Origin of the sequence: Peribacillus sp. FSL M8-0224, assembly GCF_038003055.1 — a bacterium.
GTDB classification, from domain to species: domain Bacteria; phylum Bacillota; class Bacilli; order Bacillales; family DSM-1321; genus Peribacillus; species Peribacillus frigoritolerans.
Map to the genome: position 1 here is coordinate 4,835,658 of NZ_JBBOOJ010000001.1, position 24,698 is coordinate 4,860,355.

General features: G+C 41.5%; 30 protein-coding genes. 9 read left to right on the top strand and 21 right to left on the bottom strand.

The window, feature by feature from the left end; translation table 11 throughout:
- Positions 1–179: 179 nt before the first annotated feature.
- The 7 genes from MKX49_RS23550 to MKX49_RS23580 form a co-directional block, all read right to left on the bottom strand.
- Positions 180–437 carry a BRO-N domain-containing protein gene (locus tag MKX49_RS23550; RefSeq protein ID WP_340878019.1) on the bottom strand — a complete coding sequence of 86 codons (258 nt, stop codon included), beginning with the start codon at positions 435–437 and terminating at the stop codon, positions 180–182.
- A gap of 256 nt (positions 438–693) precedes the next feature.
- Positions 694–861 (bottom strand): hypothetical protein, encoded by a 168-nt coding sequence (locus tag MKX49_RS23555; RefSeq protein WP_340878021.1) that lies wholly within the window; start codon positions 859–861, stop codon positions 694–696.
- A gap of 50 nt (positions 862–911) precedes the next feature.
- The gene (locus MKX49_RS23560; protein WP_340878022.1) at positions 912–1,358 is read right to left on the bottom strand and encodes a hypothetical protein; all 447 of its coding nucleotides are present in this window, start codon (positions 1,356–1,358) and stop codon (positions 912–914) included.
- Between the two features lie 241 nt (positions 1,359–1,599).
- Positions 1,600–2,553 carry a hypothetical protein gene (locus tag MKX49_RS23565; RefSeq protein WP_340878024.1) on the bottom strand — a complete coding sequence of 318 codons (954 nt, stop codon included), beginning with the start codon at positions 2,551–2,553 and terminating at the stop codon, positions 1,600–1,602.
- Positions 2,554–2,713: 160 nt separating this feature from the next.
- Positions 2,714–3,817, bottom strand: a complete 1,104-nt coding sequence (locus MKX49_RS23570; protein ID WP_340878026.1) for a hypothetical protein — start codon at positions 3,815–3,817, stop codon at positions 2,714–2,716.
- Positions 3,818–3,988: 171 nt separating this feature from the next.
- Positions 3,989–5,038, bottom strand: a complete 1,050-nt coding sequence (locus MKX49_RS23575) for a tyrosine-type recombinase/integrase (protein WP_340878027.1) — start codon at positions 5,036–5,038, stop codon at positions 3,989–3,991.
- Positions 5,039–5,195: 157 nt separating this feature from the next.
- Entirely contained in the window at positions 5,196–5,558 is a 363-nt protein-coding gene (locus MKX49_RS23580; protein WP_063574759.1) for a HesB/IscA family protein, read from the bottom strand.
- Positions 5,559–5,731: 173 nt separating this feature from the next.
- On the opposite strand from MKX49_RS23580, the gene MKX49_RS23585 reads away from it, so the two are divergent.
- Entirely contained in the window at positions 5,732–6,478 is a 747-nt protein-coding gene (locus MKX49_RS23585) for a DUF2225 domain-containing protein (protein ID WP_340878030.1), read from the top strand.
- Positions 6,479–6,527: 49 nt separating this feature from the next.
- Here the strand turns inward: MKX49_RS23585 and MKX49_RS23590 are convergent, their stop codons facing one another.
- Positions 6,528–6,764 (bottom strand): YuzB family protein, encoded by a 237-nt coding sequence (locus MKX49_RS23590; RefSeq protein ID WP_034310204.1) that lies wholly within the window; start codon positions 6,762–6,764, stop codon positions 6,528–6,530.
- A 288-nt stretch (positions 6,765–7,052) separates the two neighbouring features.
- Between MKX49_RS23590 and MKX49_RS23595 the strand changes: the two genes are divergently transcribed.
- Complete coding sequence (locus MKX49_RS23595; RefSeq protein ID WP_048687320.1) at positions 7,053–8,120, top strand: NAD(P)/FAD-dependent oxidoreductase; 1,068 nt, start codon at positions 7,053–7,055, stop codon at positions 8,118–8,120.
- A 72-nt stretch (positions 8,121–8,192) separates the two neighbouring features.
- On the opposite strand, the gene MKX49_RS23600 is transcribed toward MKX49_RS23595, so the two are convergent.
- Positions 8,193–8,522: a YuzD family protein gene (locus tag MKX49_RS23600; protein WP_034310202.1), complete on the bottom strand. Its 330-nt coding sequence runs from the start codon at positions 8,520–8,522 to the stop codon at positions 8,193–8,195.
- Positions 8,523–8,686: 164 nt separating this feature from the next.
- On the opposite strand from MKX49_RS23600, the gene MKX49_RS23605 reads away from it, so the two are divergent.
- A complete protein-coding gene (locus tag MKX49_RS23605) occupies positions 8,687–8,923 on the top strand; it encodes a NifU family protein (protein ID WP_034310199.1) in 237 nt (78 codons plus the stop codon).
- Between the two features lie 195 nt (positions 8,924–9,118).
- On the opposite strand, the gene thrB is transcribed toward MKX49_RS23605, so the two are convergent.
- From thrB to yutH, 5 genes are all read right to left on the bottom strand, one after another.
- A complete protein-coding gene (gene thrB / locus MKX49_RS23610; RefSeq protein WP_323596180.1) occupies positions 9,119–10,063 on the bottom strand; it encodes a homoserine kinase in 945 nt (314 codons plus the stop codon).
- Positions 10,060–11,121 (bottom strand): threonine synthase, encoded by a 1,062-nt coding sequence (gene thrC, locus MKX49_RS23615; RefSeq protein ID WP_323596182.1) that lies wholly within the window; start codon positions 11,119–11,121, stop codon positions 10,060–10,062. The genes thrB and thrC overlap by 4 nt, the downstream gene beginning before the upstream one ends.
- Positions 11,118–12,416 (bottom strand): homoserine dehydrogenase, encoded by a 1,299-nt coding sequence (locus MKX49_RS23620; RefSeq protein ID WP_034310194.1) that lies wholly within the window; start codon positions 12,414–12,416, stop codon positions 11,118–11,120. The genes thrC and MKX49_RS23620 overlap by 4 nt, the downstream gene beginning before the upstream one ends.
- A gap of 189 nt (positions 12,417–12,605) precedes the next feature.
- Positions 12,606–13,520, bottom strand: coding sequence for a L,D-transpeptidase family protein (locus MKX49_RS23625; protein WP_340878032.1), 915 nt, complete (start codon positions 13,518–13,520; stop codon positions 12,606–12,608).
- A 105-nt stretch (positions 13,521–13,625) separates the two neighbouring features.
- On the bottom strand, positions 13,626–14,627 hold the full coding sequence (yutH, locus tag MKX49_RS23630) for a spore coat putative kinase YutH (RefSeq protein ID WP_063595838.1): 1,002 nt from the start codon (positions 14,625–14,627) through the stop codon (positions 13,626–13,628).
- A 206-nt stretch (positions 14,628–14,833) separates the two neighbouring features.
- Here yutH and MKX49_RS23635 point away from each other — a divergent pair, with 206 nt between their 5' ends.
- Positions 14,834–15,331, top strand: coding sequence for a phosphatidylglycerophosphatase A family protein (locus tag MKX49_RS23635; RefSeq protein ID WP_034311650.1), 498 nt, complete (start codon positions 14,834–14,836; stop codon positions 15,329–15,331).
- Between the two features lie 61 nt (positions 15,332–15,392).
- Here MKX49_RS23635 and MKX49_RS23640 read toward each other — a convergent pair whose 3' ends face one another.
- Complete coding sequence (locus MKX49_RS23640) at positions 15,393–16,160, bottom strand: TIGR01457 family HAD-type hydrolase (RefSeq protein WP_048688258.1); 768 nt, start codon at positions 16,158–16,160, stop codon at positions 15,393–15,395.
- A gap of 24 nt (positions 16,161–16,184) precedes the next feature.
- Positions 16,185–16,622, bottom strand: a complete 438-nt coding sequence (locus tag MKX49_RS23645; RefSeq protein WP_048688255.1) for a DUF86 domain-containing protein — start codon at positions 16,620–16,622, stop codon at positions 16,185–16,187.
- 346 nt (positions 16,623–16,968) lie between these two features.
- Here MKX49_RS23645 and MKX49_RS23650 point away from each other — a divergent pair, with 346 nt between their 5' ends.
- Complete coding sequence (locus MKX49_RS23650; protein WP_340878034.1) at positions 16,969–17,235, top strand: DUF3055 domain-containing protein; 267 nt, start codon at positions 16,969–16,971, stop codon at positions 17,233–17,235.
- A 70-nt stretch (positions 17,236–17,305) separates the two neighbouring features.
- A complete protein-coding gene (locus MKX49_RS23655) occupies positions 17,306–17,593 on the top strand; it encodes a cytosolic protein (protein WP_134782572.1) in 288 nt (95 codons plus the stop codon).
- 30 nt (positions 17,594–17,623) lie between these two features.
- On the opposite strand, the gene MKX49_RS23660 is transcribed toward MKX49_RS23655, so the two are convergent.
- A complete protein-coding gene (locus MKX49_RS23660) occupies positions 17,624–17,899 on the bottom strand; it encodes a YutD family protein (protein WP_034310177.1) in 276 nt (91 codons plus the stop codon).
- A 113-nt stretch (positions 17,900–18,012) separates the two neighbouring features.
- Between MKX49_RS23660 and MKX49_RS23665 the strand changes: the two genes are divergently transcribed.
- Positions 18,013–18,675 carry a YhcN/YlaJ family sporulation lipoprotein gene (locus MKX49_RS23665; RefSeq protein ID WP_340878036.1) on the top strand — a complete coding sequence of 221 codons (663 nt, stop codon included), beginning with the start codon at positions 18,013–18,015 and terminating at the stop codon, positions 18,673–18,675.
- 39 nt (positions 18,676–18,714) lie between these two features.
- Here MKX49_RS23665 and lipA read toward each other — a convergent pair whose 3' ends face one another.
- Positions 18,715–19,629, bottom strand: a complete 915-nt coding sequence (lipA, locus tag MKX49_RS23670; protein ID WP_048688246.1) for a lipoyl synthase — start codon at positions 19,627–19,629, stop codon at positions 18,715–18,717.
- Positions 19,630–19,816: 187 nt separating this feature from the next.
- Here lipA and MKX49_RS23675 point away from each other — a divergent pair, with 187 nt between their 5' ends.
- Both MKX49_RS23675 and yunB read left to right on the top strand, forming a co-directional pair.
- A complete protein-coding gene (locus MKX49_RS23675; RefSeq protein ID WP_048688244.1) occupies positions 19,817–20,800 on the top strand; it encodes a M23 family metallopeptidase in 984 nt (327 codons plus the stop codon).
- 89 nt (positions 20,801–20,889) lie between these two features.
- Positions 20,890–21,639, top strand: coding sequence for a sporulation protein YunB (gene yunB, locus MKX49_RS23680; protein WP_048688241.1), 750 nt, complete (start codon positions 20,890–20,892; stop codon positions 21,637–21,639).
- A 22-nt stretch (positions 21,640–21,661) separates the two neighbouring features.
- Here yunB and MKX49_RS23685 read toward each other — a convergent pair whose 3' ends face one another.
- The 3 genes from MKX49_RS23685 to MKX49_RS23695 all read right to left on the bottom strand — a co-directional run bounded on the left by MKX49_RS23685 (position 21,662) and on the right by MKX49_RS23695 (position 24,686).
- Positions 21,662–22,759, bottom strand: coding sequence for an HD-GYP domain-containing protein (locus tag MKX49_RS23685; RefSeq protein WP_340878037.1), 1,098 nt, complete (start codon positions 22,757–22,759; stop codon positions 21,662–21,664).
- A gap of 177 nt (positions 22,760–22,936) precedes the next feature.
- Entirely contained in the window at positions 22,937–23,239 is a 303-nt protein-coding gene (locus tag MKX49_RS23690; protein WP_034310161.1) for a YunC family protein, read from the bottom strand.
- 61 nt (positions 23,240–23,300) lie between these two features.
- Positions 23,301–24,686 (bottom strand): bifunctional metallophosphatase/5'-nucleotidase, encoded by a 1,386-nt coding sequence (locus MKX49_RS23695; RefSeq protein WP_340878038.1) that lies wholly within the window; start codon positions 24,684–24,686, stop codon positions 23,301–23,303.
- Positions 24,687–24,698 lie beyond the last annotated feature (12 nt).

The following is a 24,698-nucleotide window of genomic DNA, read 5'->3' on the forward strand; positions in this document are numbered from 1 at the left end:
TAACGTAATATCCTTTCAAAAATAATGCTGATTGCCGTAAATTTCATGTTCATACCTGTCAGTTTGACAGATATAGTTTGTTCTCTACCTATGCCGTCCGTAATTTGGACACCACACTTCCGAATCGACGGTATAACTTCGTGTATTATCCATCGTTTGAACGATTTAGCCTCGGGCTTTCAGCTTCCCAAGACTAACGTGTATAAGCCCATTTCGTTTACGCTTGTTAGACTCTGTTTTCCTCCAAGGGTATCTAATAAACATATACCCTTTTCGTCCCTATCTAAACGATTTAACGCTTGGCTAGGATTCCCGATTTCTAATACTTCGCAAACATCTTTCGACACGAACCACGGCTCACCGTCTTTCATAATCGTACGTACTTCGTTCATTCCATCTGTATCACATGCGATAAATCCTACGGATCCCTTTCGCAATACATCACGCCTAGAATGCGGACCCCCGTGAGTTTGTAAGAGCCTCTCCAGATCCGACCGAAAGTAGCGTAAAACGGATATACAACCCCGTGATTCCGTTCGGCATGTAAACCATCGTAAAGCAAAAATACTTGACACCGATAAAAAAACGAAGCCCTCACGCTTACTCCCGCAAGGGATTGCGAAGTTATGCGAAAGAAATCACGAAGAATGTCTCAAGTTCACGGAAAAAATTGGATGTTACGCAGCGAAACCTTTATTTCTGTTGCTCCTTCTCGAGATATTCACGAGATGATGCCGACTTCCCGCATTGCGTACATACGAAGTCCCCCGTATTTGTTCCGAGAAAGTATTCTTTTACAACTTGCGGATGATCGCAAGGCTTATCGCCCCATTCTTTCCGGCGTTCTGACGCTTCGTCCATTTGCATTGAATGTACCCCCTCTCAAAATGACTTATATAAGGTCTAACGTTTTATTTCATTTTCGCTTTTTTCTTATTACTTTCGACTATCTGCGGAACAAGTTGTTCATCCCAGAGCCCTAGTTCGATCGCTCTCTCTTTTATAACTCTAGGCTGACGCTTTCTAGTGTGTCTTTTAAGTCTCTCGCTTTCTATCGTTGAAAGCAAGCTACTCGCAGTCGCAGGAAGTTGAGAAAATTCGGGTGAGACGGAATAATAATAGTCAAGTATTTCGTCTACATAAAACATGGACTCTAGCTTTTCTACTAATGGCTTACCCTTATCATGTAAATCATAGGCTATCTGCGATTTCCGCTTAAATTCTTCCTCATTGCCGAAAGATATCGCATGAGCTTCGTCATAAGCCTTATTTATTTCTTCTTGTAATGCGATTAGCTCACTTAGAATAGCCTTACCTTTCGTATCCCACAAAAGGAACTCCACGTGCCTTTTTTCCAATTCCTTTGCCTCCCCATTATTGATACTGATTCCCCTAGTTCCTATTCGACAAAACATTTATAAATCCTAGAAAAGAAACGAGATTTTTTCATATAGGAGCCGTTTTAAGCTCGTTTTAATACTCTAATATACGACTAACTTTTATTTACTTATATGACTAGTATTTAATTCGAGTATGTGATCCAAATGTATAAAAAATGAGTACCTTTAAGATACTCGATTTGGATATTTCATATTTTTTTTAATTTGGAGCTGCTTTAAAGAATTTATCTAGGTTTAAATCTGGACCTTTACGAATCTTGTCGTTTGCAAACAAAGGATTTTTTTCAAGATTTGGCTTAAGTAAATTACACCACTCATTGTAGAGGTCTATAATTTCATCTCTGAAAATTACTATTTTATTATACAAGTCTTCGATGGGGAACATATTGTTTTCTCTTAAAATATCTTCCCCTCTAAAAATTTCCCCACCTTTAAAATTTATGCTTACTTCTACATCATCGGAGTTTTTAATTTTAATTCCTAAATCTTGTTTAGTTTTCTCATCATAAAGTTCCTTTTCAATTTCAACCCCTAATTTTAAATCTTTAAGAGGAACTTTAACTCCATTAACGATTAAAGAAAAATCATATGGTTCATAGAGCTCTTTTATTTTCAAACTATGTTTGTGTTTTATTTGGTTTGCTATTTCCCTAATTACGATAGAGTCAATTTCGTTATATATAAATTTATTACAAAAGATAGTTAATTTATTGCCAAAGTCCACTATTTTTTGATTTGTTTGTAAAGCTAAAAACCTTTTTAATCTATTAAAATTACAATTCTGTTCAGCAATTTCTACCCAACCATCATTATTTCTTAAAACGGGAGTTAACTTATCATTATAGAACCTACCATTTGGATTATATTCATCCCACACACGATAATAAAACCAGGGAATTTGTAAAAATAAGTCAAAGCAATTATTAAAATCAATAATCGCATGTCTAATATGAGTTCGCCTAATAAAAAGAGCATCTCGTTTACTCTCTTCTTTATACTCATCTTTATTTGAATAAATAAGTGAAATGGTTGCATCACCTAAGGTTTCTAGAAAATCTTCCATCTTCTGTACAGCTAATCTAGTATCGAATCCTTCTATCTCCATATACTTCTCTGGACTAAGTAATTTCTCAGGATTATCTTTATGTCTCATTTTTCCACCCCTTACAATTTTTATAATTTAATTATACCAAGCACAGTACCCTTATTTATATTCATTTATCCCTTACAAGTAATAAATTCCCACAATATTCATTAACTCAACAATTATTTCCACCATCAATTTTCTTTACTTTATTTAACCAGGTATATAATTAATAAACTCCGAGCTGATTTAGTTCTTCGACTGTAGCTGCATCGAAAAGAGGGGAGGGCGTAGCTGTATACTTTTGCGTATCTAATGCGTATCCGAACTCGAAAGGGCTGTCGCTGTAAGCGTCGTCGTCGTTTATGTAGTCTTCTTCGTCGTTAGCGTCTTCGATAGATTTCGAGATTATGTTTTTGATAGTTCCGCATATGTATCCGATGATGGATCCCTTAAAGTTACCTTGAACGTATTCTTTGTATGTAGGGAAAGCCGCCTTAATAGATTGCATGATTTCGAAAGAGTAGTCTGCTAGATTCCACCCTTGCTTATTAACCGTACGTTTGATAGATACGACGAACTCATTTAATTCTGCATAGTCCAGATGATAAGGGGAGAACGCTTGTAAAAATTGGATATCGATATTTTGTTTTGCTGCTACGATCTCGATCGCATTTTCATTTAATTCATTCGAAATGATAGTTGCTTTAGCGACCGGGCTTTTATATATATCTTTTAAATCTTTTAATTCCGAAGGAGAATCTTGCTTAAAAGAGTCTTGATTCGGAGCCGGAATAGGATCCTCTAACGCTTGGAGCTCTAGGGCTTCCGGCATGTCGACGCTGTGCAAAGACGCTGTGCAAGACGCTGTGCAATCTGCATTTTCGGGAGGGGCTTCGATAACCTCACCGGAAGGATGCGGGACTAAATTAGATAGGGGAGAGAATACGTAAACTAGGTACGCATAACCGCCGTAACGTTTGTCTTTTTTGCCGAGCTGCTTAAGCGTTGTAATTCCGAAAGTATCTGCGGCAGCTTTTAGGAAGTTAGCGACGGATCGCAAAGATACCCCCGCCTTCTCTGCGAGTGTTTCACGCTTCATGAAAGGCACTCCAAATGTACTAGGTGCGCTTTCAAATAAAGCCTTTAATATCGCCTTGTAGGACGGTTTCTGTTCGAGTAGTTCCGCATATGTATAAGTTAAGCTGCGATAATGTGCGTTGAATGCTTCTAAGGTCTTAAATTTAGATAGGGATTTGTAATAGGCGATGTTTCCTGCGTGTTCTGCTTGGATTGTAGGCATGGACATAGTTTCTATACTTAGTTTCGACATGATTTCGGCTCCCCTTTTCATAAAAGAGACATGGCCCGCGCTATAGGATACGAAAAGAAGGCATAGACAAACAAACGTTGACGATTACGCTTTTTTTCGTTAACCTATAAATAATCATTACTAGTGCGGGGCGCCCAGTTGCAGCAACAACTGGCGCTCTTTTTATGTTTATTAGCGTAATTTTGTACGGAATTTCTTAACTGGCGAAAACTGGTCGTGCTTGATTCGGACATCATCCGCAGTCATTTGAACGTAGCGACGTGTCATATTTATTGAGCTGTGGCCGAGCAGTCGCATAAGGGTGTAGGGATCTCCGCCATTAAGGATGTAATTCCGTGCTGCCGTGTGTCGCCAAGTATGGGCAGTCGTACGTATCTGCTTACCAACCCCGGTAATGTCTCCGTAATACTTCAAGCGCTTATTCATTTGCGTATCCGACACTTCCTCACCGTAGCAGGACAAAAAGACCTTTTCAGCTTGCGGAAAGTGAGCCTTATTCTCATCAATTAATTCGAGTAACAATTTCAGCGTTTCAGAGGACAGAGGAATGATGCGGGCTCGCCTATTCTTGTTAAAACGCGCCGCTAGCGTAATAGTCCGAGTTTTTAAATCGATATCCTCCTGTCGTATTGAAAGTAGTTCATTTATCCTCATAGCGCTATCTAGGAGCGTCCACTGATACACGTAATCCCTAAACCCTACATATGTTCTTTGATCGCAGGCGCCCAACAATGCCTCGATTTGTTCGTCCGTAAATGACTCGATTTTATCTTCGTCTATCTTTTGACACCGGATATTGTCCATCGGATTCTTGCGCACAAACTCCTCTTTATACCAGAAGTTGAACGCCACCTTTAACGCTCTAATCCGCATATTAATCGTCGCTGATGAAAGGCCCTTCCCATGATCGTTTTGTATGAATTTATGGCCCTTGTATCGCGGAGCTTCAACTGTTAGATAGTGGATGTAATTCCGACAAACATCCGTTGTTATTTCGTGCACAAACTTAATGGAGTAATTTTCCTCGTCAAGCCATCCGGTAAAATAACGCCAAGTGTTAGAGTAATCATCACGCGTCCTATCCCGGATACCTTCTCCTATCTTTGCGGTAATAAAGTAGTTCCACGCAGGCTCTAGCGCCATGGGCTGAATATCGGATGTGACGTTCGCACGCTTGGCAACCTTAGCCCTTCGCTGCTTGATTTTCCTTTCTTCGGACATAAAAAAAGACGCCTCCCAACGTATCGTTAAATACGTCAAGAAGCGTCAAATATATGAGTTGATATCGAATTAGCTAGGGGTTTAGTACGTAACCCTCCGAAGAGTAAATACGTAATCCCCATCGCTTAACTTACCGATCACTGACCGTCAGCTAAACTTAGCAGTTCTCCGGCGTGCCGGCGTTTTTTGCCGTTTTGAAGGAAGACCCGCAACCGCATGAAGCGATGGCATTTGGGTTTTCAATCGTAAAGCCTCCACCCATCATCGTTTGTTTATAATCAATTACCGTTCCATTCAATATATCTGCATCCTCGGCATTGACAAGGATCTTAATTTCAAACTGTTCCAGCTGGCTATCTTTTTCTCCGGGCTCTTGTTCAAAGCCCATTCCGTAGGATAATCCACTGCAGCCTCCGCCTTTAACGGCCACTCTTAAAAAGGAACCCTCTTCACCATTATGTTTCATCATTTCTTTTATCTGAAAAGCGGCAGCTTCCGTTATTTGAACAACTTCACTCACAATAAATCCCTCCTTCTTCTGAATATGTGAGATAGAACCATTTCTCTTTATAGTATATACCAAAGAAATTCCCGCGCTCAATTTTCCAGCTTGGAAAAATTCATATTCCCCCACCTATTTTACCAACTAACATTAGTCTATAATAATAGGTGTAGGTATAATGGACCAATCCGTTGAACCAAATCCTAAATTACAATAAGGGGGTAATCACCATCGAAAGTATACATCCTCTATATGACAAAAGCATGGAATGCCTTTTATGCAAACAAAAGTCGACCACTAAAAAGGTCCGGTCACGTTTTGTAAAAGTTGCTAAATATGACACGGACTTTTGTCCCATTCATGCTGATTCAGCCGTAAACCCACTTTACTATAATATTTTTGTGTGCCCTCACTGCGGCTTTTCTTATTCCGAGGATTTTTCCCGGCACTTCCCCCCCACTACAATGGAAATCATTTTGGAAAAAGTCAGCTCCCAGTGGGTTCCCCATCATTTTAGCACTGAAAGATCCATTAAAGACGCGATCAATACATACAAGCTGGCGAGTTATTGCGGAGCTTTAAAAAAGGAAAAACATATAATCCTTGCTGGAATCTGTTTACGGATAGCCTGGTTATATAGGATCAAACAAAACAAGGAACAAGAAGAAAGATTTTTGAAGTTCGCCCTAAAGGAATATGAAGCATCTTATTCAACAGGGGACTTCAGCAGCACCCAGGTATCCGAAGCCCGGATCCTTTATCTCGCTGGCGAAATCTCAAGAAGGATAGGCAATGAAAAGGCAGCCATCAAGTATTTTTCATTCGTGTTCGAAAGACAAAAAAATGCCCGGGAAGCCTCCATCATTCAGATGGCCAGGGACCGCTTTCAGGAACTCAAACGGACCCAGGAAACAACCCACCCTTTGCTGCAGCACTGATAAAAAAGGGCTGTCCCTTCCAGGAACAGCCTTTATCCGCCGTTGATGATTAAGACATTTCAAATTCATCAATGTACTTATATATTTTATCTACCAATTCATCCGTTGTGTCACCAAAAACCACTTCACCGTTTACAAGTGCATATAAGTTACTGGAGCATCTGCCGCAATATCCCAGGCAACCATATTCTATGATATCCAAATTCGGATCCCGCTCCAATCTTTCCAGAGCCTCCTGAGCCCCACTGGCTAGATTGCTTACGCAAAATTCAATAATCGGGTACATTGTTTCACCTCACAGTTACTAACAACCCATCTTATTACTTTTCCCATTAACAGTCAATATTTACGCATAAAAAATAAGCCTATTTCAAGATATCGGTTGTGATTTCCTTTTATATTCGTTATACTTTTGTCGGGGTACGTAAAAAAAGAAAATTATCTAATTTTTTATTCTTACTACAAATTGGGGTATATATATTTAATTGAACTTTTAAGGGGACCATTTGGGGGAATCCTATAGTTAAGTGCTAATCAAATTTTTCAAGAGATCAAATAAAGGGGAAAAAATCATATGAAGAATCTAGTCATACTTGGTGGCGGGTATGGTGGTATGCGCATGTTGCAAAGATTGCTGCCTAATCAGCTTCCTGAAAATGTGAGCATCACGCTTATCGACCGTAATCCTTATCACTGCTTAAAAACGGAATATTATGCTTTAGCAGCAGGTACCATTCCAGATCAGCACATCCGTGTTGCATTTCCTGAACATCCTCGCTTGAAGAACGTATACGGAGAAGTACTTTCCATCGATATGGAAAATAAACAGGTCATTATAGAAAATCAAGATCCTGTCGTTTATGATGATTTAGTCATTGGCCTTGGCTGCGAAGATAAATACCACGATATTCCTGGTGCAGACATACACACTTACAGTATCCAAACAATCGATAAATCACGCCGCACATATTCAGCTTTGAATAATTTAGGTGCCGGTGCAACCGTTTCTATCGTTGGTGGCGGACTGAGCGGTGTTGAGCTTGCAAGTGAATTGATTGAAAGCCGTTCAGATTTAAACGTTAAGCTATTTGACCGTGGACCGCATATTCTATCTGCTTTCCCAGAAAGATTAAGTACTTTTGTCGAATCATGGTTCGATAAACATACCATCGAAATCGTACATCATTCAAATATTACGAAAGTTGAACCAAATCTTCTTTATAATGGCGACGAAGCCGTTCAAAGCGACGTCATCGTATGGACAGCTGGAATTCAGCCAAGCAAGATCATCCGCGATATGGATATTGAAAAAGACCGTCAAGGAAGAGCCGTTCTGACTCCTCAGCATTTCCTTCCTAATGATGACAGCATCTTTGTAGTCGGCGACTGCGCGAGCCTTCCTCATGCACCTAGTGCTCAATTAGCGGAGTCCCAAGCTGAGCAAATCGTCCAAGTCCTTGTGAAGAAATGGGCAAATGAACCACTTCCGGAAAGCTTCCCTACCATGAAATTAAAAGGAACATTAGGTTCCCTTGGGAAGAAACAAGGTTTTGGTCTTGTTGCAAATCGCCCAATCACCGGCAGAGTGGCACGCCTAATGAAATCAGGCATTCTCTGGATGTATAAGTACCATAACGGTTGATTCATAAACTGGCCCAATGAGCTGCATGCAGCCCATTCATGGGTCAGTTTTTCTTATTTCTTCCATTATATATCACACCCGCACCGAGTATCCATATTTTTCCATAGTTTCCACCACTTTTTTGAGACGGACATTTCCTTCCGCAATGATTTCACCTTCGATGAGAACCAGTGGATAAAATAAATCTTCCTCGATCATCTTCTCGGCAAAGCTCTTTTGCTTCAATGTTTCTGGTGGGTTATACATATCTATATAGGATATTTTGAATGGCTGCTCAGGAAACTTTCTCGTTAAAGCGGCTTCAAGCCACTCGCAGGTATCTTTCGAAGAGGGGAGATTCACACAACTCGCGCAAATTTGCTCCGCTCCATACACTTCTATCTCTATATCCTTCCTTACCATACTCTTCCTCCTTCTGTTTATTATAGTTGCTTCATTTGAATAATGTTTAAAACTTCACCTGTTTCCATCATACCAGAATAATATAGATTATATTTCCGCAAAGTTACAGTTGGATTTTTTATTACCTTCGCATTATAATATGATTAGGAAAGGAGTCGATTGCAATGTCTGAACAAACAATGGAAGTTCAAGTTCAAGAAGTCCTAGATAAGCTTCGTCCGTTTCTTCTTCGTGATGGCGGTGACTGTGAACTAGTTGACGTAGAAGATGGGATTGTAAAATTACGATTACTAGGAGCTTGCGGAAGCTGTCCTAGTTCGACCATTACGCTAAAAGCTGGGATTGAGCGTGCCCTACTTGAAGAAGTTCCTGGTGTAGTGGAAGTTGAACAAGTTTTCTAATAGCCCTTTAAATAACAATCAGCGTATGGATGAAGGATCACTTCATCTATACACGTTCAACCTTTTTTCATGCAGGCCGGAATCTTTTTGCGGGCTGTAATAAAAATAAAGCTGACTCGGCTTTTGCCCTATCAAATGAATTGATACGGCTTGACACGGGTCAGCTTTTTTATATGGACGGCAAATGAACACGGCTCACGATTTCAAAAACTTCAATTCCTTTTTTTCCTGTTCGGAAAGAATTGCCGTATAACTCCCATCATTATCGATTTCCAATTCCTTCACAAGGAATTCTGGAAATCTATCCTTCAATCCAGTAAGCAAACCTTCACTTTTTTCTGGAGATGCCAAGCATAAAACAGTTGGACCCGCTCCGCTTAGTGCCGCACCAAATCCGCCTTCATTAAGGACAACTTCTTCTATAAGCGCTAAATGAGGGACCAACTCCGCTCGATATGGCTGATGGAAACGATCACTTTGCATCATTTCACCAACAAGTTTCCAATCTTTCGATAGAACTCCTGCAAGCATTACATTTGCGGCTGCGCTCCCGCTTATCGCATCTTTATAGGAAAGCGAATTCGGAAGGACATTTCTTGAATCCTCAGTAAGCAATTCAAAATCGGGAATGACAGCGATCACCTTAACTCCCTCGATCGGAAACGACAGGACATCCGTCCTTTCCTCCGTATGAAGGCCCACAACCAATCCGCCATACACAGATGCCCCCGCATTATCGGGGTGCCCTTCAAAGAGGGAAGCATGCCTATTCTTCTCCTCATTTGATAAATGAAGCTCACCAACGATGTTCGCCAATTCAATTCCCGCCACAATGGCAGAGGCACTGCTTCCAAGCCCCCGCGCCAGTGGAATTTCGCTAGAGACGAAAAGCCGGCATGGGGATAGTTCCTTTCCATAGGAAGCCGCCGTCTCCTTGGCAATTTGGACGATATAATTGCGATCATCCCTTGGAAAAACAGACATTTCCTCTGAAAGCGGGACGACTTCCCAATGATCTGATGAAGATCCGTGTATTTCCAAGTAAAGCCCTAACGCCAAGCCGATGGAATCGAATCCTGGCCCTAAGTTGGCCGTACTTGCTGGTACACGGATCAAGAACATCTCTGATTCCGCACTCATGCCTGTTTCACGCCCTGCAGATGTTCTAAAATGACTTCTTCATCCATAGGCAGCAATGTAGGTTGAATCGTACTTGTATTGACTGCCACATTCGGATCCTTCAATCCATTTCCAGTCAATACAGCAACAATCTTACTTCCTTTTTTGATTTCACCGCTTTTTAATTGTTTATAGATACCTGCAATGGAAGCACATGATGCCGGCTCTGCAAATACCCCTTCTTTTTTAGCAAGGAAATGATAGGCTTCCAGAATTTCTTCGTCTGTCACCTCATCAATTTTGCCTTTGGATTCATTTGCCGCTTCCACAGCAAACTTCCAACTTGCAGGATTTCCAATCCGGATGGCCGTTGCAATCGTTTCTGGATTTTCAATAATGCTGTCCCGGACAATTGCAGCCGATCCTTCAGCTTCGAACCCTCTCATTTCAGGAAGGCCCGTTTGTTTCGCTTCGTTATATTCCTTAAAGCCTTTCCAGTAAGCCGTTATATTCCCTGCATTCCCGACTGGCAGCGCCAAAATATCCGGTGCGGAGCCGAGAGCATCACAAATTTCAAAAGCAGCTGTCTTCTGCCCTTCAATCCGGTATGGGTTGACCGAATTCACAAGAGTTATCGGTGAACTCTCACTAAGTGAACGGACGATCTTTAAAGCTTGGTCGAAGTTCCCTTCGATCGAGATGATTTCCGCTCCATACATAACGGCTTGGGCAAGCTTGCCCATCGCTATTTTACCTTCCGGGATGACGACGATACAGCGCAGGTTGGCACGGGCCGCATAAGCTGCTGCAGCTGCTGATGTATTCCCTGTGGAAGCACAGATGATCGTGTCGCTGCCCTCTTCTATCGCTTTGGCGACGGCCATGACCATTCCGCGGTCCTTAAAGGACCCAGTTGGATTTGCCCCTTCATATTTTACATGTAAGTCGATTCCCCACTCTTCGGATAATCGATTCAGTCTGATTAAAGGTGTATTGCCCTCCAAAAGGGTTAGTGCAGGCGTGTTTTCATTGACGGGTAAAAAATCTTTATACGTGCTTATAAGTCCTTGCCAGCTCATTTGATGTCCTCTCCTTCAACTCTGTATGTGCTTTTCACTTCTCTTACCATATTGTAATCATGTAATTTCTGTATTATTTGCTCAAATGCAGCCTTTGTGGCAGTATGCGTAACTAATACGATTTCGGAAGATTCCTTTTCATCCAGAGGCAATTGAAGGATTTTATCGAATCCTACCCCGTGCTCGGCAAATAAATTCGTGATTTTGGCTAAAACGCCTACTTCATCCTGAACATGTAACCGAATGAAGAATTTAGCGAAAATCTCAGTGGCATCTTTTAATTGTTTCGGGTACTGAGGTGCAACGGCACTGCGGCCATTTACGCCCAGCCTCATATTCTTGATGACCGTCACCATATCCGAAACGACTGCAGTCGCAGTAGGAAGACTGCCAGCCCCAGGTCCGTAAAACATCGTTTCCCCTACGGCTTCCCCATAAACGTATACAGCATTATACTCATTATTTACCGATGCCAACGGATGTGCTTCCGGAAGAAGTGCAGGCTGGACACTTACGTCGACCCTATCCCCTGCCCTGGAAGCGACCCCGATCAATTTCATTGTATAACCAAGCTTCTTGCTATATCTCAAATCCTCTTCGGATATCTCGGTAATGCCCTGTACCTCAACATCATTCAAGCCAATGTTCATTGAGAACCCGAGTGTTGATAGGATCGCCATTTTACGGGCCGCATCCAATCCGCCTACATCGGCTGTCGGATCGGCTTCAGCAAATCCCAGCTCCTGGGCTTCCTTCAATACGTCATCATAAGCTCTGCCTTCCTTGCTCATTTTCGTTAAAATGAAGTTTGTCGTTCCATTGACGATTCCCATCATTTTCGTGATGCGGTCAGAAGATAACCCATCGACAAGACCGCGTAAAATCGGAATTCCCCCTGCAACACTTGCTTCATAGAACAAATCACATTGATTATCGGTGGCCAATTCCAACAGTTCCGGTCCATGTAAAGCCATTAGGTCTTTGTTGGCCGTAACGATATGCTTTTTATTTTTTATCGCTTCTATTAGATAGCCGCGTGTTTCTTCGATTCCGCCCATCACTTCTATTACAACATCAATCTCGGGATTCGAAAGGATATCCTCAGGATTGTCCGTTAACATTCCTTTTTCGACCGCGACAAGCCGCTCCTTCGTCGTGTCTTTCACAAGTATTTTCTTAATGGATATGGAACAGCCCACTTGATGCATGAGCTTGTCCTGATGGCTTTCAATGATTTGTACGACTCCTGATCCGACTGTACCTAACCCCAATAAACCGATCGAGATGGCTTTCATATCTTGGTTCCCCCTTAAAACTGTTTGCCTGAAGAAAACATTTGTATTTGTATAGTAGACATTATAAGTTTAATTCACATAATTATCAATAGTTAGAAAAGATGGATGCACGAATTTTTTCGTCCATCCCTTGAACGAGTAAGATCCGGTAACGTTAATTTTTTTATGGGAAAACCATTTTGATGATTATTACTTAACGCTCTTCAATGAATCATTTGTACCCATTACAATATGCGGCTTTAGCATGGGATCCATCCATTTCAGTAAACTGAGGACATTCCTTTCGGCCGTGGCTGTACATCCCGCCGTCGGTTTTGTACCCCCTCTCCATATATGGAGAAAGATTGCACTGCCTTTTCCTTTTATGATGGGATCCGTATTATAATTGATGACCGCTCCATACTTATAGAGTTCATGATTCATCCTTTCAAAAGACTTCCATTTAACTGAAGGATTTCCTTTATAGGTTTTCCACTTGTTATAATCCCTGGATGTCTGATCATCAATCCAGTAGTCATATTTGGTCGTTTTCTTATAACTCATTTTCATACCGGCCGGCTTCGTTTCGCTCCCAAAGGCCGTACCAAAGGAATAAATTCCAACCGGAGATTTCCCATCCCCCTCTTTTTTGCTCTTCGTGAAGCCGTTCTTCCCAATGACACCCTCCATCTTCTTCAATGCACGGCGCCATTCCCCTTGTTTCTTCTCATAAGTTTGGATCGTGACCTTCGTATCACTCATCGATTTACCTGTCGCCGATACAACTTGGTTAACGCCTTTCCTCCTATCGAATTTCTTCAGAAGAGCTTTTTCATCAGCACTGAAAACCTCTTTTACATCTGCCATATTGATATATGCGGCCTTATTTGCGTGACAGATTTTATACCAGTTTCCAGTTCTCCCGTTTGCCGATAATTCTTTATTTTTCTTATACGTTTTTAACGTTTTACTGGCAGCCGACGTCTTTTCTTTCACATCCGCTTCAGACTTCATGACAATCCTGAATTGAGTCGATTCGCAACTTGTTTTCGATTCGGCTTTCGCAAGATTCGCCGTTTGGATGATTAAAAAGGCTATAAGGGCGGCCATCATCAATCTTTTCATGATCCCATCCTTCCGCAGTGATTAAATATCTAATTATTCTAAAAAATCTTGTTATCATCATAACATAGTAAGTAAGAATGAATCATATTTCTTTCCCGTTTTTATCTAAATCCAGTCAATTTTAGGCAAATCATATTGCTTGGCAGGGACCTCTGCCAATTCATAAAAATGTTTGAGGAAGGACTCATATTGTTGGGAGGATTTCGTGATCGAAGCTATTTTATCCTCCAATTCATTCGACCTTGATTCCGTCGTTTTTGAAAAATACTCTTCCACCGTTTCAAAATAATGAATGGGAAACAGCATCCTCGAATATAACAACCGGGCTGAAAAACTGGAGAAGGGTTCTATGGACTGATATTCGTGAAAGAAATGGCCAATGCCCCGCTGATGTGTATGCACATTTTGAAAATAATGTTCCCTCACCCATTCCGCGACATCCCTGGTTCCGTGGTCGAATACCCAATCGAACGGATTTTTCATCCACTTATTGCTTTTCCAGGTATCATGTAAAAAACGTTCATAACATACCGTTCCGCTATCGACAATTTGCGGGGTATCATCTATTTCCGTGTCGACTAAATATTGAATCGCATTTTCACCTAGGACCATATAATAGGGAAAGGTTTCTATAAATAATTTTTCAAACTGGTTATCAGGATGGGCGTTGAGCTTATCCCGCCAAATCTTTTCTAACTGATCGATCCTTTGTTCCCAGAGCTCTTTCCATTTACCGATCCTTGAACATGTTCGAATCGTTTCATTAATCGTTCGACCACGCTGATGGAATCTTGCCAGACGTCTCCCCGGGTTGAAATTTCTCGGACCTTCCAATGCCTGATTGGCGAGAAGGATGAATAATTGTTCATCCGCTTCCGAAACATAACTTCCATGATTGGCAAGGACAAAGGCGGATACGTGACGATCACCTTGTGAAATCAGATGTTGAGACATTTTATACCGTTCCACTAATTCCTCCTGCTCCATATTTTCAATGGGAACGATACTGTACACCATATTTCCTGAACGGAAGCTTGGAAACCTGACATTGGCTTCTTCAAGCTCCACCTGTATGCCATAATTATTAAAAATGATTTCTTCTATCATGGAATGGCCTCCTTCATCAAATGGATATAATAGAAATATTGGACATCATATACTTATATATATGTGGAATAACCCGTTTTCTGAATGATTATCGAAACCTTATTAGAAATTCCAATCAAAACATCTTCCATAGGTTTTCAGTTTAATCAAATCAAACTACCTGCATTAGAACTATCCCTTTAAAATATAGAGAAATGGGTGATGAAATGGCTAATATTGAACAATCAATGTCTGAAAAAACGGCTCGGAAATGGCTAATTGAACGAGGAGTGAAATTGGAGGATATCGCTGAGCTTGTCATGTATTTACAATCCGGCTACCATGAAAATCTCCAAATGTCCGACTGCCTTCACAATGTCGAACGGGTCCTTTCAAAACGCGAGGTCCAAAATGCCATCCTTACCGGCATACAGTTGGATATTCTTGCTGAGAAAAAACTGCTCGAGGAGCCTCTGCTGAGCATCATTGAAATAGATGAAGGCCTATATGGGGTCGATGAAATATTGGCTTTTTCAATTGTGAATGTTTATGGATCCATCGGCTTTACCAATTATGGTTTCATCGATAAACAAAAGCCGGGTATCTTAAAATATTTAAATGATAAAAGCACAGGTAAGGTGAACACCTTTTTAGATGATATCGTTGGGGCAATTGCCGCTGCCGCTTCAAGCCGGCTTGCCCATAGAACCGAAAATGCGGAATAGTAAACGAATGATATTCACGACATGAAAAAAACCAGGGCTGCATTCGCAGACCTGGTTTTTTTCATTCAAAGCGCCATAAGTCAAGGGTGTCCACCACATGCGTAGGCTGCTCCTTATATTGCTTTAAACGTTCTTTTGTCGTTACGCCAGTATGTACAAGCAGTGTATCGATCCCAGCATTAATGCCGGCAAGGATATCCGTATCATAGTTATCTCCAACCATGATTGTCTCTTCTTTAGGAACCCCCAATACTCTTAGGGCTTGCTCCACTATGACGGATTCTGGCTTGCCAATGAAAATCGGCTGTACTTGGGTCGAAACGGAAACAACGGAGGTCAAGGAACCATTCCCCGGCAAAAGGCCTTGCTCGGTAGGAATGGCAATATCACCATTGGTCGAAATGAAAACAGCACCATTTCTTACAGCAAGACAGGCTTTTGACAACTTTTCATAATTGACGCCGCGGTCGATGCCCATGACCAGATAATCGGGATGCTCTTCCACAAGCTTCATTCCCTTTTCCTTAAGAGCCTCGATGATGCCTTCTTCACCCACCACATAGACCGATGCACCTTTCTTTTGTTCAGCTATGTAATTGGCAGTGGCCATGCTTGTCGTGAAAACCTGGTCATCCTCCGTCGAGATGCCGATGCTTCTCAATTTATCCGCTACCTGTGCCGGAGTCCGGGATGAATTATTGGTGACGAATAAATAAGGGATGTCCCTTTTCCTTAAGTCATTAATAAACCCTGCCGCTTCCGCAATTTGTTCCGTTCCGCGATACATGGTGCCATCTAAGTCAATTAAATATCCTTTATACGACTTCATTTGAAATTCGCCTTCCTAACGCTGCTAGTTTTTAAAAGCTGAAACAGGTCCCAATTCATTCGTTAAATAGTTCCTCACCAAATCAGGGAATTGCTTGAATGCCTCGATATTTTCCGAAAATACGGCATGCAGTTCTTTGTGATCCACTTCAATGAAGTCTTGAACCAGCATTTTCCTTAATGGCAAAACCTTTTTGAATTGCATCGCTTTTTCTTCTGAAATCACTTTTTCATCTTGAAGGATATCGATAATATCCTCATAACTTCCTGGATCACGCATAATGAAACCATCAATTACCGCATTTCCTACATCCAACACGGAATCGATGGAAGTTTGTATAAGCCTTTCAGCGATAAGTTCCGAATGGTCTCCATCCCAATTATCCTGCCCCTCAAAAAGTCCAAGCTGCTTTTCAAGAAAACCTAATATTTGTTCAATCTTTTGGCGGTCTACAAAGTACATTTTTTCCAGATCCTTTCTGATCTAAGATGATATAGGGAATCATTGGTTGAATGAGCGGCATAGTCAAAAACGCTGTGCCGAACCAACCTTATTCCTTGATAATACCATAGCTTCTCCCTTACTCTCAATTCCTTCAACCACACATTGCCTTTTCTACGGGGGTGCATTTCCAGACGTACACTCCCCGATTCCATTTATATTCTTGCCATTTTCATTTAATCGATGAATGCCATTATTGCTGAAGCGATGTTCTTCAGCCTGTAGCCCCGAAAAATGTCTGTTCCCCTATTGAAGTCACTTTGTTATGATGGAAATACAAATGTGAAGATACGGAGGGAATGATACTATGGAAGATCGCTTTTATTTATACAATGACGTCGTTGATTCAAAAACCCGGTTCATTAGCTTCATGGGAGAGGAATCAAGATTCGATCTGGCCATTACGGCAACCGATCGTTTCTATGGAAAGAAGCTTGTTTTAAATATGCAGAGTAACCGATTCGCGATTATTGGGCCTGATGATTTGGAAGAGGAAGGCTATCTTGAGCATGCCTTTCACTTGTCGGAAGCGGAAGCCGAAGAACTTCGTCACTTTTTAATGGAAATCGTCTGAGTGCTGAAGTTTTTTAGCTTAAACGGGAAACCTACTGAGTGTAAGATCGATTACATGAGGGGGGATTATCTTGGACAAAGAAGAATACCACGATTTTTCCAATGTCGAAAAACAGAGGGATTATTTAATTCCTGAAGAATTTCCCGAAGGACCTTTTGGATCAGCCATAGCAAAAGATGAACCAGTTCAGAATAAAAATACCCCGTGGCAGGAAGGGCAACGATATCAAAGTGCCTTTAATTATGAAAATAAATCGTTACATGAGGGTATACCTCGACAATATCCTGGGGCTCATCCGACACATGATGATTCAGAAAAAGACGAACAGCCTCCATATAAAGGATATGGTAACTCTTAACATGGAAGGCCAGAGTGAATTCTGGCCTTTTTATTTCTTTATTTTCTTCACGACGAAATAAGGACAGCCAAAATTACAGTATTCATATAAATATTCACTAAGCGTGCTTATTTTCGTATCAAAGGTCGCTTTCTGATTGGAATCATCAAAAAATCCACGCAGCCTCAATTGCCCGTAACCCCAATCCCCCACTATATAATCATACTTCGTTAAAATCTCGCTGTATCTGGCTTTAAAGGCTTCTTCGTTATAGCCTTCCCTTTCATCCTCGATTATTTCATAGGTCATGTTATTGATGTTAATCATTGTTTTCACCTCTCATATATACATTCCTTCTTTAAATTATAACTGATTCCCCATCAATTACTAAGCGAAAAATAGAGAAATATGTTCATCCTAAAGTTATGGGGGTGTTATTGATGAAAAAAACGATAATAACGATAGGTTTAAGCACGATTATTGCACTAACCGGATGTGCTGATAAAGAAGAAGACAAGGGGCTAGGTGCAAAAAACAATGCCGGTAACCCAACAAACGTAAATAATCCAACTCAATATTATGATGAGGATTATCGTAATAATGACAATAAAAGTGATGATTTCGGTTTTACACGCACAAATAGTGCAACCATTGACGGCCGTAACATTTCAAACAAAGCTGCTTCAATTGACCGTGAACAACTTTCTGATGTCATTTCTAAACTGAGTGTTCAGATTCCAAATGTCAATGATGCCGCTACCCTCGTTACTGATGAGGAAGTGCTTGTCGTATATGATACCAATGCAAAGGATCGGACGGAAACCGCAGACCAGGTTAAACGTACTGCCATGTCCGTCGTGCCTCGCTACTATCATGTCTATGTCAGTGATGATTATCAAAACCTTGCCCAGGATGTCGAGAATTTCGCTACAGTGAAATCCGGCAGCAGAGGGATTGACTATACGATTGAACAAACCATCAAGAGAATGCTGAAGTCGCCTCAAGGATACAAAATGAGTGGCGAAGAAAATGAAAACGGTGAAATGGTCAACGATAAAAGAGATCATCATGATAACATCCATCAAAAAATGGATAACCGTTGAATACAAAAGGACCGAATTTTTTCGGTCCTTTATTTCACTCTATTTCAATAATTCTTCACCTTTGTTTTGCTTATGTTTTGCCGCAGCATTAACCTGTTCATCCGCATGGTAGGATGAACGGACAAGCGGACCTGATTCACAATGGCTGAATCCTTTTTCCAATGCACGTTCTTTCAGTTCGGCAAATTCTTCAGGCGTGTAGTATTTCAGCACTTTTAAATGCTTTTTAGTCGGCTGCAAATACTGACCGATTGTCATGATATCCACATTATTGGCCCTTAGGTCATCCATGGTCTCAAGGATTTCCTCCCGCGTTTCACCCAGACCTACCATTAAACTGGACTTTGTCGGTATTTCCGGATACAGTTCCTTGGCTCTTCTTAGAAGCTCCAATGAACGATCATACTTGGCCTGAGCCCGTACACGGTCCGATAAACTTCTGACAGTCTCTATATTATGGTTCAGGATATCCGGTTTAGCATCCATCAAAGTCTTGATATTTTCAAACACCCCGCCCATATCAGACGGCAATACTTCAATTGATGTAAATGGATTTTTGCGGCGGATGGCACGGACCGTTTCAGCGAAAACTTCAGCGCCTCCATCCTTTAAATCATCACGGGCAACAGCTGTAATGACGACATGCTTTAAATTCATCAAAACAACGGAATCGGCAACACGCTCCGGCTCAGCCCAGTCCAATTCATTCGGACGTCCGGTTGTTACTGCACAGAAACGGCAAGCCCTTGTACAGATTTCACCTAGAATCATGAAAGTAGCCGTCCTTCTCACTGCCCAGCATTCGTGAATATTCGGACATTTTGCCTCTTCACAGACAGTATGAAGATTTTTCTCGCGCATCATATTTTTTAAACCGAGGTAATTTTCGTTAGTATTAAGCTTTATTTTCAACCAATCTGGTTTTCGAAGAATTTCTTTATTTGTAGAAGACATGAAAATGCCACTCCATTCTATAGAAATTAACACACCCTACTTTAACAATAAAAAAGCATTTATACAAGTTATAGTTGGTTTCCCATTATTTATTTTTCATGTTTATTGCCAAATCAGCAAAACTATAAAAGATGGATGGACTGATGTCTTTTAATAACGGAGAATATCATGAAAGGAGCCTGCCCCGTTGAAAAAATTATTCCTTCTAACGATAACTTGTTTGTTTATCTTGGCACCAGGCCAAGTCGCCAATGCTGCCGATGCCCCTGATGTTTATGCCGGGAGAATGGCGCTATATAAAAATATGGAGGCTGCCCTCCAAATCCCGTGGTATTACCTTGCTGGAGCAGATCAATATGAGCACAGCCTAAGGGCTGCACGAAGGGATTTAGAGCCGTCAAAGGGTTTTATAGGCATCCACATCGAGCCTTCAAAATGGAGCGGGGCTCTCAATCCTGACTTAAACGATGTGAACCCGCTCACGATCACATTTTTTGATGGGTTGGGCCAGGATGGCAATGGTGATGGCAAAGCGGATATCACTAATGATACCGATCGATTGTATGCTTTTTCGAAGCATCTCCAGGCATATGGTGCAGATGAAGATAATATCCGAATCGGCTTGTGGGATTATTATAAACGCGATAAAGCCGTCAGCATCATTATCGGCAATGCCGAGATTTATAAGAAATACGGCCGGTTGGACCTGCATGAAAAAGCCTTCCCGGTTCCAGTACGGACTCATTATACGTACTTGAATACATGGGGAAGCGCTCGCGGATGGGGCGGAAGGAGAATCCATGAAGGCACTGATATTTTTGCGGATTATAGCCTTCCCGTTCGTTCCACGAGCTATGGAATCATTGAAATGAAAGGCTGGAATAAATTCGGAGGTTGGAGGATCGGGATACGGGATTTAAATAATACCTATCATTACTTTGCCCATTTAAGCGGCTTCGCCAAAGGGTTGAAAGTCGGACAAATCGTTGAGCCCGGACAAGTCATCGGGGGTGTCGGCAGTACAGGCTATGGCCCTCCAGGAACTTCCGGAAAATTCCCTCCTCACCTTCATTACGGAATGTACAAAGACAACGGAATCACAGAATGGAGCTTTGACCCTTACCCCTATTTAAAATTGTGGGAAAGGAAAGATCTGGCCAAAAAGAAATAGTGAGCGGCGTGAATTTTACGCTGCTTTTTTTTGATTCGAACATAAACCCCTGAACTTGATGCATAGTTATTAGTAAAGGGGGCTAAAGCGTGTTCCGAAAAAGATTTCGAACGAAGAAATTCCGAAAAAAGGGGCCTCTTCCCACCCGAAAAGTATTTCTCTATTCATTTATCCTGTTCATCATATCAAGCATCATGACTCTTTGGTACGTGGACAAATCGATCGAACCCGTGATCATGAGTGTAGCGGAATATGAAATCAAACGGATTGCAACCGAAACGATTCATGAATCGGTTGATGAGAATATAGCCAAGGTTGACATGAACAAAATCATCACCAACACCAAGGGTGGTGATGACTCCAGTTCTTCCTATAGCTTCAATCCAGTCATATATAGTGAATTGCGGGCTAACATCACGAAGGATATTCAAAAGAAGCTTGGCATCAAACAGGGAAACCCTTTTAAAACAGGTTCAGCCAAAATAAATGATGAACAATATAAAAGTGTGGTGTATTATATACCATTTGGTGTCGTAACCGGGAATAACCTCCTTTCCAATTACGGACCTGAAATCCCAGTGAAAATGTCAGTCATCGGGAATGTTGAATCGGATTTGAGGACAAAACTGACAAACGCAGGCATCAATAATGTTTATTATGAATTGATTGTGGACTTTGATGTCAATATTCAAATCGTCATCCCCTCTTTCACGAAGGAGACAAAGGTGAGCCAGGAAGTGACCGTCGGAAGCCTGCTGATCGAAGGTGATGTTCCAAGTTATTTCAGTAACGGAAATGGTTCGGTTGCACCTGCCATCATGAAGGAAAACAAGGAATGAAAAAACCAGCTTATCCTTGAGGTTAGGCTGGTTCTTGTATATCGAGACATTTCATGATGAGCAAATGCAGGTTTTTATTCAAGTCCACTTCGTAGGGCTCTTTTATCTGCTCGCCATCTTCTTCAAGTATCCTTATCATGGGGCGGTTTCCTATCCCTTCATTTTGAGAGGATACTACCCCTTTCCTCCCATCATTCAATTCGACGGATAAACCATTGGGATAAATGGCAACCGCCCTCCGGAAAGCCTCGATGATCGTATTGTCGAACTTTTTCCCGACTCCGGCATAAAGGACTTCCAATCCCTGATGCGGCAGCATGGCCTTACGGTAAACCCGATTGGAAGTAACGGCATCAAACACATCGGCAACAGCAATGATCTTGCCAAAATAATGGATTTCATCCCCTTTTATCCCACGGGGATATCCAGATCCATCTAACCTTTCATGATGCTGATAGGCACAATTCGCAACTAAAAGTGAAACGGTATGAACATTTTTAATTAGATGAAATCCGTAATCGGCATGTTTTTGGATTTGTTCAAACTCCTTTTCCGTCAGCTTACCGGGTTTCCGGAGGACTTCCAAAGGCACGAGCATTTTGCCGACATCATGTAAAATCGCTCCAAGCCCAAGAATTTCGAGGTTCTTATTTTTGATATTCAATTCCAACCCGATCGCCAAGGTATATAAGGTCACATTGAAGGAATGTGTGAAGATATAGTCATCGTATGTATAAACGTCGGCCAATAAAGTCATTAGCTCTTTATTCCTTTTCAGCTCGCCCATGATGTTCCGGACTATTTGAGTTAATTTGACGTTAGCCTGCTCTATCGTGAATGATCCATCCAGGTTCATTTTATTTTTCATGTCCAGGAAAGTGGTTTCAATCGTATTAATGGCTTCTCTTCTAAGTTTCCCGGAAACTGGGGGCTTCGGAATAATGTCATCCGTCCTGGAATCTTGAATGTAAACAAAGGGAATATTAAGGGAAACCAGTCGATTGATCATCTTCTGCGTTAATGTAAGACCCTCGCACAATAGGATATGGCCCCGCTCATTATAGATGTTTTTACCGAGCCTTGCACCAGGACTTAGGGACTTTGTAATAGCTAGCCTCATACTTGTACTCCGTTTCCCCATTCAATATTTGTAATTCAAACCGATTCTTTCCTTTATAAGCTTTATCGGAACATATTTTGATAAATGAATCTGTTAGAACATATTTATTGAAAAAATATCAGCATTTACTTTGATAAAAAAATAAGGCCCCCTCCGGAAGAAAGAAAGCCCGCCTTTTCAAATCATTTTGATTAATGCCTCTTTACCAATCATTCCTGGATGTATGCCCTTTTCCACAGCCTCCCAGGTAACTGATTCAAGCGGCGCTTCCAATAACTCTTCAATCGATTTAACTCCTGTGGCCCTCCCTGCAAGGATTTTACGATCTCTCAATTTATCGTTCAGCAGTCCAACATCCAACGCACCGCACATTATATACCCTTTTTCGGACGCGACAGCAAGTAAATTCGTTTTCGGCAGTCGGACAGAAATGGCTAGGAATGTATGATTATCAAGAATTATTGGGATCATGTTAATCAATTGGTTTCGCCCCTTCCTTCCCCATACTTTATGAAAAAAAGGGCAAAACCGTGATTTCGTATCAGGGATTAGTGTATATTTTTTTCAGCTTCCATAAAAGGATATCCCGTAAGAATTCCGGCAGTAAGTATTCCTTGCGATTGGAGCGATGGATACTTGGAAAGAAGTGCCCGAACGTGAACATATCAGGTATTGCCAATTTATAGGACTTATCCGCCTGCAGTTTCTCTCCTTTTATAAGGATCCCTTTTACGATTCCATTCTCCATTTCGTTAAATTCAATTTGATCATAATGCATGACTCCCATGATTTTTCCGCGGAAACCGAAACCTTTCACCGGAATATGAGGCCACTCTTCATTTCTCGATTGCATTAAGATTTCCTTTAATTCATTCCCATCGACTTCAACGACGCAAGGATTGATCGGATGTGGGCAGATTCTGTGAATATCCCCTTTTGTGACAGGTCCCTTCGGAAGCCCTTCGAGCAGAAGACCTGCATTCAAAAAGGAACAATCCGCCTGACTCCACTCCCTTAGGGCCTCCCCAAGGATTTCCGTCAAAGGACTTCGTTTGAACCAATCATTATCCAGTGCCATCGGTAAGTCCACTGCAACCTGTTTTAGCGTTTTCCCTCCTGCCTGGTATATTTCTTCAATCCATGACCGTTCATTCTCCAATTCCAAAAAGTCATTGGTATCATAAAGAATGGCTCTCTTCTGGCTAATTTTCTTTTCCTGATTGACGGTCATTTCCACCTGTCCAACAAAGAAACCATATTTCCCTGCCCCGCAAAGGAGTGTGTCATTGATCAATTTACCTTGGTGGAGGATGTGGTGGGTATGCGCGCCAAGTATAATGTCAATCTCCGGAAAGTCCCTTGCCATTCTCTCATCATCATGGATGCCCAGGTGGGAAAGGATGATGATTACATCCGCCTCTGTTTTGACCCTTTCGAGCTGTGCCTTTAACTCCATGAATGGTTCCGCTATTTCCCAGCCCATCGCAGAATAAAACTTTTGAAAAAAGGCTGTCAAACCTATCATCGCGATTTTGGTGCCTTTTACCGTTGTATGTATCCAAAATGGAAGCGCCCATTCCGGCCTTTCATTATCACCGTAATAAATATTGGCTGCCAAGACCTTGAACCTTGCATGATCATATAAGGAGTCCAACGCATCATGAGGTAAAGTGATCCCTTCATTATTGCCGATGGTCACATATTGGTAGCCCGCTTCATTAAGCAGTTCAATATTTCCTTTACCCAACGTACCTTCTGTATATGGATGCCAGCGGTCCACATGATCGCCTATATCCAATATGATCGCTTCTTCTCCCGTTTCTTGATGAAGTTGTCTTCTTTCTTTAAGAAACTTATCAATACGAGGCCAATTCTCAAAATGACTATGGAGATCATTGGTGTGATATAAATGAATGATTTCTGACATCATTTTTCCTCC